Annotated in this window: 5 protein-coding genes and 1 pseudogene; 4 read left to right on the top strand and 2 right to left on the bottom strand. The window is 39.2% G+C overall.

What is annotated here, in order from left to right:
- Positions 1 to 349 precede the first annotated feature (349 nt).
- The 3 genes and pseudogenes from FB379_RS18885 (at position 350) to FB379_RS17745 (ending at position 6882) form a co-directional block, all read left to right on the top strand.
- Complete coding sequence (locus FB379_RS18885) at positions 350 to 2698, top strand: McrB family protein (protein WP_242009366.1); 2349 nt, start codon at positions 350 to 352, stop codon at positions 2696 to 2698.
- Positions 2667 to 5180, top strand: a complete 2514-nt coding sequence (locus tag FB379_RS17750; protein WP_144598535.1) for a restriction endonuclease-like protein — start codon at positions 2667 to 2669, stop codon at positions 5178 to 5180. Before FB379_RS18885 ends, FB379_RS17750 begins: the two co-directional genes overlap by 32 nt.
- Positions 5181 to 5527: 347 nt before the next feature.
- Positions 5528 to 6882, top strand: a pseudogene (locus FB379_RS17745) (ISLre2 family transposase).
- Between the two features lie 525 nt (positions 6883 to 7407).
- Here the strand turns inward: FB379_RS17745 and FB379_RS17740 are convergent.
- The gene (locus FB379_RS17740; protein ID WP_144598534.1) at positions 7408 to 8529 is read right to left on the bottom strand and encodes a hypothetical protein; all 1122 of its coding nucleotides are present in this window, start codon (positions 8527 to 8529) and stop codon (positions 7408 to 7410) included.
- 87 nt (positions 8530 to 8616) lie between these two features.
- On the opposite strand from FB379_RS17740, the gene FB379_RS17735 reads away from it, so the two are divergent.
- A complete protein-coding gene (locus tag FB379_RS17735; RefSeq protein ID WP_144598533.1) occupies positions 8617 to 8820 on the top strand; it encodes a hypothetical protein in 204 nt (67 codons plus the stop codon).
- Positions 8821 to 9581: 761 nt separating this feature from the next.
- Here the strand turns inward: FB379_RS17735 and FB379_RS18625 are convergent.
- A partial coding sequence (locus tag FB379_RS18625) for a hypothetical protein (protein ID WP_206752141.1) occupies positions 9582 to 9981 on the bottom strand: 400 nt, incomplete at its 5' end.

The following is a 9981-nucleotide window of genomic DNA, read 5'->3' as shown; positions in this document are numbered from 1 at the left end:
GCTTTAAATTCTGCGGTATATCGGTTTCTTTTTTTCATGGTATCATTATAACTTATTTATCACGCTCATGTGTCTCACCTTATGGGAGCATTATAAAGAGCGAGACAAGATTTAAGGCTACTAGGCTTCCTAAATGATGAAAATGAAAAAAATGAAACGCTTTTTCATGAATATATCAATTCGGAAGATAAATATGAAGTGATAAAAAAACAAATGGTAAAACATCCTTACAACAAAACCGTATTGGAGGTTCTGAAACTATTAAGTAGTGTTGATAAAAACGAGAAAAAAAGCAATACTTGTTGAGTTAGGAAAGTTAATAGTTCGTAACTCACGTGGAGAAAATCTCATGGTTGATTCCGTCGCAAAAGAGCGAACAACGAATTTGTTAAATTGGTTGAAAGCCGTGGGAATTGTTGATGATGAATGGAACTTAATCCAACAAAATCCTGAAAATGAATTGTTGAATTTTAAAGATTTTAAACAAAATATTTTCCATAGCTTTTTTATTAAGCTAAGAAGATACCGTGCGAAACAGCTGAAAGAGTTATTAAATGGAAAAAACAATATTTCCTTACAACAATTTAACGAGGAAGTTTGGAATATCGGTTATGCAGTCTTAAATGACTCGAAAGTTAACGTATTTAACATGATACATAACAAGGATTTAGATACATTAAAGAAATTAAACGAACAATTAGAAAAGAAACAATTAATATATCGTGGTAATTCTATCTGGGGCACAGCAACTAGAGTTTTTGGTGCTCAATTAAAATTGACCGATCAAGAAAAAGAACAGTTAATCAATAACGCTGTTGAAATATTAAATAGAACCGATCTAACACCTTTGGAGAAGGTTAAAAATTTGGTAGATATAAAGGGATTTGGTGAAAATATTGCAACAGGTCTCGTCATGGTATTTCATCCAGATGAATTTGCCATCTATAATTCTCAATCTATTAAAGCCTTGAAAAAGCTAGGATTTTCACCAGACACATTAGAAGCTTTCCAAAAAGATATCGCTCATTTGAAGGAAACCTTACATGCAGCTGATTTTATTGAATTGGATTGGTATTTATATTGGATAAATCAAAATGAGGAGAGAAAAAGTTTGAAATATTGGTGGGTTAACCAAGGTCAAACACATAAAGAGGAAAAAGAAGGCGGCTATTTGTGGGCGCCAAAACAAACAAAAAGTGGGACCATTTTTGCACATCATCGAAATCTCGTTTATGCAAAAGTAGGGGATATAGTATTTGCCTATTCGACTGGAGAAATTAAAGCAGTTGGAATTGTTGAAAGAGAAGCAGAAGAGCTTCCAAAGCCTAAGGAAATATCCTCTGGAAATTGGGAAGAAGAAGGAAATCTTGTTCGATTAACATATTATGATTTAATCTCACCTATTAAAAAAGAAGAGATTCCAGAAGAGTGGCGTTTGAATGAAACCGGACCATTTGATCGGAACGGAAATGTTAAACAAGGCTACTTTTTTGAAGTATCAGAAGAATTTGTAGGAAAACTTTTAGGAAAATTTAAAAATCATTTCCCAAAAGAACTCATAGAGATAATCAACATTCCAATTCAAGAGGAAGAAAAAGCATTAACATCCGAACAAATCACTCACCACATCCATTCCTATATTTCTAGTAAAGGCTTTTACTACACAAAAGAAGAAGTGATCAATCTATTTTTATCATTAAAAACAAAGCCGTTTGTCATTCTTTCGGGGATTTCAGGCACTGGGAAAACGAAAATTGTTCAATGGTTAGCAGAAAGTGTGGGAGCCACCGAAAAAAATGGAAGATTTACGTTAATCCCTGTTCGACCCGATTGGAACGATGGGTCAGATTTGTTAGGGTATGAAGACATTAAAGGAGAGTTTCGACCAGGTCCCCTTACAAAAGTAGTACTCGCGGCGGAACAAAATCCAGAATATCCATATTTTGTTTTGTTAGATGAAATGAATTTAGCGCGTGTCGAGTATTACTTTAGCGATGTTTTAAGTGTAATGGAAAGTAGAAGGTGGGAGAATGGAAAAATTGTGTCCTCGAACCTTCTTTCCAAAGAGGTAGCGAGAAGAGAGGTCACCTTTCCATCAAACGTTTATATCATCGGAACGGTTAATATGGACGAAACTACTCATCCATTTAGTAAAAAGGTGTTAGATCGGGCAAATACGATTGAGTTTAATCGTGTGGACTTGTCACATCTTGAATTTTTAAAAGAGCTCGAGGAAGTTCATCCAATTACATTAAAGGATCAAGCTTTTTCTGCGAAATATTTGCATTTAAAAGATGTTTATCAGGAGTATCCACATATCGTTGAGCAAGCAACGAATGAGCTTGTACAAGTGAATCAGTACTTGCAGCCACTTGGGGCTCATGTTGGTTACCGTGTGCGGGACGAAATTTGTTTTTACCTTGCCTATGCTGAAGAAGGAAATTTGATGACATATAAAAATGCGTTTGATCACTGTCTTCTTCAAAAAGTCTTACCGAGAATTTCTGGAAGTGATACGAGGGTACAACGGGCATTGGAACAGCTGTATATGTTTTGTACAGGTGCTGAATTACATGAGAATTACGAAGATCTAGCCAATTTTTCCTATGCCAAATATCCGAAAAGTGCAGACAAAATTTTAGAAATGTTAAGGAGGTTAACGGACGATGGCTTTACGTCCTTCTGGATTAGCTCATGAGGATGTAGAGCTAGTCCACATTGAAACTGAGCTGTTAACACTCGTTATGAAAGGGAAGCCTTATCATGAGCGGTATCAAGGCCTGAAGCAATATCGAAACATGGATGTTCACGAACAAATGGAATTTTCGGTCGATGGGGAAGGCATTCAAGAAGTAAAAGTATTTGATGTAGATCAACAAACATTAGTCGACTGGTCGTATCATCGGCCAATCTTTTTTGAAAACGGAATTTACCAAGTCATCGTCTCTCCGAAAGTCGATACAGAATTGTCTTTTTATCATGAACATCCTTCTTTAAGAAGAGCGGTAGACAAAGTAAAGATCGGACAATCCTATGTGTTAATGGGAAATCTCCAGTTTCAAAATGAAGTGGGGCTATCAACCTTTGAAATTAGAAATGAAAACAAAACTGTGTTAGAGGTCACAATTGAAATTTTTCCAACGAAATTAAATTACAAAGAAGATTATCTCAAACTATTACAAGAAGTAAACGATGAAATTTATAATCTCGCCTTTCACTTTATCAAAAAAACGTATCAGCGGGCCAAAGTAAAGCTGGAGGGAGCCCCATCTAGAAGTGAATTTTTTCGCTTAATGGACGTTCATTTTCACTCTTTTATTCAAGCGATCAAACGAATCGAACAGCAGCCTCACCACCAGCTTGTAAAAACTCATGTCAAGGCGAGAGGGGATCAATTAGGACGTCTCGATCAAAAAGGAAGACATTATTTGCGAAAACGTTCGCAGCTTTTTCGAGATGTGCCCAATGGTATTGCGATCCATGACCGTCTCGTCATGCCTGTTTCCGGATTAAAAATCAAAAAAGATCTCACGTTTGATACGTTGGAAAATCGTTTTGTCAAATGGATGATGAACCGATTAATCGATAAATTAGCGGATTTACTAGAAAAAATACATTCAAAAAACAAGCGCTATGAGGTTGAGCCTGATCAGGATCTAATCGAAAAGCTTTCAAACATGAAAAGAGAATTAGAAAAGAAAGTAAATAGTTTCTTTTGGAAAACGATCGGGATACTCGATCGCTCTGTCATGAGCCTTGTATTGCAAATGGCTCCTGGCTATCGCGATGCCTTTCAAATTTATTTATTAGTGACAAGAGGTCTTGCACTGCATGGAAAACTGTATCAAATGTCCGTCAAAGATGTCGCGACCCTTTACGAATATTGGACGTTTTTGAAATTAGGTCAAATCTTAGATAAAAAATACAAGTTAGTAAGTCAGGATATTATTCGTGTCAATCGAAACGGTTTATTTGTCAACCTGGAGAAAAATGCTTCAGCTACACGAATATATAAACATCCGTACACAGGTGAAAAAATTATTTTAACGTATCAAAAATACGAAGGGAAATTACCAACCATCCCGCAAATCCCGGATACAATGCTATTGATCGAAAAGAAGGGAAAGGATTACACATACAATTATATATTTGATGCAAAATACCGTATCGATTTTGCGATGGAAGGGAGCAGCTATCATCGAAACTATCAGCTTCCAGGACCAACAGAAGAAGATATAAATACGATGCACCGTTATCGAGATTCACTAGTTGTCCGCCACCAAGGACCATACGAACGAACCGCTTTTGGCGCTTACGTTTTATTTCCTTGGTGGGATGAAGACAGCTATCAAGAGCACAAGCTTTATAAAAGCATCAATGAAGTCAATATCGGCGGCTTGCCGTTTTTACCAAATGCTACACGCTTAGTAGAACAACTGATCGAACGACTAATTGAAAAAAATCCTGAAGAATTACAAAAGGAAGGAATCCTCCCAAGAGGAACGATCGAGGAATGGCAATCTTCTCTTGAGGAAAAGGTCCTTGTCGGTATGGTCCCAAGAGAAGAAAACTATCGGGTGCATCTTCAGCATCGATTTTACCACATCCCTGTCAAACGTCTTAATAAAGGCTGGCAAGAAGCTAAATATGTTGCCCTTTATCCGAAAAAAGGAGCTGCACCGACAAACGGTGTGACGTGCTACGGAAAAATAACCGACGTCCAATTTGTGAAAAGATATGAAATCACCGAATTACCGAAAAACAGTGCAGAAGAATATGTCAAATTCGAAATCGAAAGCTGGCATTTTCTCAAAGAAATTATTAAACCCGTTGGCTATGGAATTTCTGTCTACACAATGACAACCTTAAATACCTTAAAAGATGCGAAAGAATTGCCAGAGCTTTTCATGAAATCGAACGAAGAAGTCACCTTGTGGAGAATACTGCGACGACTATCGGATCGAATCCGGTTTGATTTGGATGACAGGTACTTGGACAAAGCTTCGAAAATAAAAGCGTATCGAATCAAAGACATCGTGCTAAATCTTGACTATGATCAAAATATCTTGGCTATCACGAAAGAGAAAGAGAATGTAAGAAAAATCGTGAAGCTTGAGGAACTGCGTAAACAGCCATCGAAAGTGTTTAAGGAAATTTGGAAGATGATGGGGGAGGGCTAGGTTTTTGAAGGAAACCTGGTCCTTTTAATGATTCCTTTGTTGCCTTTGAAAAAGTCGCTTTTTTGAGAACTCTCCTCTTTCATTCCTTTTTTAAGTGCTTATTCAATAGGGGGAGCGTTTATAGGGGCATTCCTGTTAGAATACTTTTTGGAGTGTGAGTAAAATGTTTGTGGAAGAAATTCTAAGAAGTTCCCCGATGAGGGAATTGGGAACATAGGTTCGTAATCCCCCCTCATCGGGGCCGCCAAGCGAAGCGCGGTAGGATCCCAAGCAGGAAACATGAAAAAAGGACTCTCTCCCTGGTAAGATGATTATTGCCACACCATCAAACAAGAGGAGAGAGTCCCATGAAGATTCAACAACATCTTACCACAAATACGTTGACATGGAGATTTGTTTCGATCCCTGCAAAACGCCTTCGCCGAGCTGTTTACGGCTTTGTTGGAGGACATCGACCGACAATTGGCGGAAACCCGGGACAAGCGCCGGTACCACTTGAAAGACAAATGACGCACCACGATTCAAACCCTGTTTGGCGAAGTTACCTTTGAGCGAAACTACTATTTAGACCGAGAACAAAACCGTTACACGTTTTTGCTTGACTCCTTTATAGCGTTTGATGGATCACAGTCAATCAGCCCTTGTCTAGAAGAAAAAGCGGTGGGATTGGCTGTGGAGTGCTCTTCTTATCGCAAAGCGGCTTGTACGCTTGCCCAGATGGTCGGGTATCCGGTGATGAGCCATGAGGCGATCCGCCAGTTGGTGCTCGAAGCCGAAGCTCCGCTGCACTGTCCGGTTGACCAGCGATATGGACGGGTGCTGTTTGTGGAGGCCGATGGACTGTTTGTTTCTCGCCAAGGGAAGGGAAAACGGGCCAAGGAAGACAAGATCCTGATCGTTCACGAAGGGTGGAAGCGCAACGGCTCACACATCGAATTCGTGAATCAGCGCCATTACGTCCATGAGGGCAAAGGGGAGGTGTGGGAAGGCTTCGAGGAATTTTTGATGAATGAATATGCCTATGATCCTTACCGGGATCTTCTTGTCATCAACGGGGACGGCGCTCCATGGATTACCGCGTGCCGGGAGTATTTCAAGGGACGGGTCTGCTTCCAATTGGATCGATTCCACGTGGCGCGTGAGTTGCGCCAATGCCTCTCGGGCCATCCACGGTGGCAGGCGATTCGGCAAAAGCTGGCGAAGCAGGATGAAGAGAAGCTGCTTGTGGAACTGAACAGCGCCCTCGGCACGCTGGGGGACGAAGCGAAAGAACAACAGCTGGCTGCCTTGATCCACCGGATCGAATCGATGCCGGGATGTATCCGCGATTACCGGGAATGGCTGAAGGAGCAAGGAGTCGACCCCATGGGCATGTATCCGATGGGACGCGCCGAAAGCGTGATGGGCCAATTGGCGTATCGGGTGAAATACCGCCGCAGTTGGACAGACAAGGGGCTCAGAGCGTTTTTCCAGGCGATGATCGCCCGGATGGATGGGATTCGTCTTTTCGGACGTCGTTGGGGAGAAGAATCGTCGCATCCGGCGGAGGGAAACGGCATCCACCAAACAAACGATCGTGAACAAGGCGAAACAACATGTCCGCCGTCTTCTTCCGGAGGTAACGCGGAATAACGTGCCATATTTACAGCAATCGTCCGGGACACCAATCTATCATGCCCTGTCTGAACTCAAGGGGTGGTAAAAAAAGGTATACATATTCGTCCATCATGGCAAGGTATGAGAGTCCGAAAGCGCTTACGGATGAAATTCAAAAAAAGGTTCGCTAACCTATGACTTACATCTGTTTTCAGCGAATCAAAAAAGTTCCCACAAAGTCTTGACTGACTCCTTTTTGGAAAGACTTCGGATAAAAAACTCTCGATATGAATCAGAATGAATCAGAGTGGTACAATCGGTGAATTGCTCTTAATTTGGGTATCAAGGAGGACTATACATTTTACATTTCTTAAAAAAGAACATTAATTTAAGTCGCTGATTAAAAGCAGGTTGTTGGGATGGATATTGAGAAAAAGGTATTATGTCTGACTTGTGGATGAGCGAGGAAGGAAGGCTGAAAAAGTCGTTTTCCCTTTCTCAATCTAAAGAAAGATTTAAACGATTTTATCAATACACTGAGATAGTGGCGAACAGTGACAGGACTGTTCACCAATTACCAAGATTACGTACGAACCAATTTTGTTTGTTCTAATTTACATTCATTAATGTACTAATAGATGATGTTTATTTCAGCATATAGTCCCAATGGTGTAATAACACTTATGCCGGACTCATACTCATTAATTTTCCATGTTTGAATATCTTCAAAGTGATTATAAATTTCATCAATATATTCTGAATAAACATCTACATGAAATATATTTTCAACTACAGATTTTTCAATTCCAAATTTGACTTCTAGCCCATATAATGAATTTTCACTATTATCTTGATCAGAATAATCAATTTTAAATATCATTTTTGTTAATTTGTATTCTTTTTGGTCAATAAATACACTTGAAAGAGATTCGATTTCTTCCCTAGTTCTCTTTTCAAATTTATCTTCTAGTCTCTTATTAAGTGCAATTGCATTTGCAATTTTAGGAAAACCAAGCAAATGAAAATAAGTAGCTAAGTTCCCTATTAAAATAGTTTTTATTAAATCTTCGTTTTCGATATGTCCTAAATCTATTTCAAATTCAGGATCTTCGATTCTTAACAACGCTTCTTCTGGATTTCTGTATTGTGGAACAAAAAGTCCTACAACAAGCCTTTGATCAATAAGACTACAAGGATCATTTACATTATTCTTTTGTATTCGGCCAGTCTCAAATTGCCTTCTCATAGAGTCTATACTAGATTGTGTTCCTTTACACTCGAATATATGGAATCTCCCGCTTCTATCGACTCCAATAAAATCAGGTGATTTTCTTGGTCCAGTTTTCCCTCCTGCTGAACCTAATGAAAAGTAAGGAGAATGACTTACTAAGTAATTAGTTGGGATTATTTCAATTAGGTTTAAAGCTTCTGTTAGAACACATGATGAAAAGCCAACTCCCCAATCATCACTCAATATAGTTTTCTGGTGTGAATCAATTTCCTCCCATTCAGGTTTCAATCTTAGCTCTGTAGTAGTAGATATGGCCGGAAAATATCTTAACCACGCCCATATATCTCCTAGAGTGAAGCCATAACTCAAAGGAGGACGTGTTCGAATTGCAATATGAATCATTACTAAAAGTATATTAATGTCTTTTTTTCCAGATAGTTTAGCTAAACTTATAGGTGGACTTTTCCCATTCATAGTCCATGTTGTAGAAACAACATCAATATTAATTTTTTTCCTAATCATTTTGTCACCTCTATATCATCTGTTTCTCGATTTCTTTGATTTTTTTTCTAGTTTGTATATGACTAAAATATGCCTGTTATAATGGCAATGATACCACCTAATACAGCTGTTCCGGCAGCCATACCACCTTCAGTTGCTATAGTTGCTCCAACTCCAAACCATGTCAATGTTGCATTTGTTACAGCTTTACCATATAAAGATGCGATGGTTGTTCCTATAGAAGCTATTCCAAAGGTAGAAACTAATATCCAAGCCCCAAGTGCAGAGCTAACGCTGGCTGAAATCCCCTAAATAGCATTCATTGCAATTACTCCAGCAACTAATGCTATCGTTAATTTTATCAAATTTGATTTGTTCGACTTCGTTACCAAATCTTCTATATAACTGTACTTGAGCAAATTTACTAACATAAATTTACAAATAAACATAAAAAGAGACATGAACCGATTCCTTGGTTAGAATAGATGTGCTACCAAACTACCCAAACAAGGAGGTTCATGTCTCTCGTATGGATAGATTAGTACATCATCAAGACATTTACAATACGTTATCTTCTCTTGGATTGGTTTTTTATTAGAAGTCAGTAATGAACCATCTCGTTCATGTCATTGATAGAATGATGACAAAAGGGTTCTCTGGTACACTGGACCGATCTTCACGAGTTAAGTCCATCATCCGAGGCACCGAACAACATAAACCATTTTTTGCATAAAGGTGTGTGGGACGAAATGCGACTCCTTCAAGTCATACAACAATACGTTCGTAAACAGATTCATCGAGTAGCGAAACAAACGAATGAGCCGGTTTTCCTGATGATTGATGATACGATTTGCCAAAAGACAAAGCCCTCGTTACAGGCTAAGTCTCCTATTGAAGGGTGTGATCATCATTTTTCATACATTGAAGCAAATTCGTATGGGGCATCAGGTAGTCTGGATGGTGAGGCGTTGTGCTCATCGTGCGTTCCCTTATGCCTTTGCCCGTTACGAAATTAGTAAAATCGCTCTCGCACGCCAAATGATCCAATCGCTCCATGGGGGGAATCACCGTGTCTATGTTCTGTTAGATTCTTGGTATACATCGAAATCGCTCATTGAAACGTGCCTAACGAAAGGATGGTATGTCATCGCAGCATTGAAACCAACAGCATCCTGTATCCACAAGGAATTCGTCCATCCGCCAAAGAATTTGCCCTTTACATCAATGTTTCCGATACCCACCTCGTGACCGTGGGAGGGGAAACGTATCGAGTGTATCGCGACGAATGGGCATTGAACGACATTCCAAATGCGGTGGTATTGTTTTATTGGAAAACTGATCAACCGATGACGAGCGAGCATTTGCGTTGTTTTTTGAATACTGTAAATTATCATTTTATCTCCGCATAAAAAGCCTTCTTTTTTGCAAATTCCTTCGGGATGTTCTTCTCCCCTTTTCTGAAAGAGTGTGCTA

Source organism: Aeribacillus composti, from assembly GCF_007827555.1.
In the GTDB taxonomy this organism is placed as follows: Bacteria; Bacillota; Bacilli; order Bacillales; family Aeribacillaceae; genus Aeribacillus; species Aeribacillus composti.
Note: the sequence above shows the minus strand (reverse complement) of the source record. Positions and strands in the feature narration are given on the sequence as shown.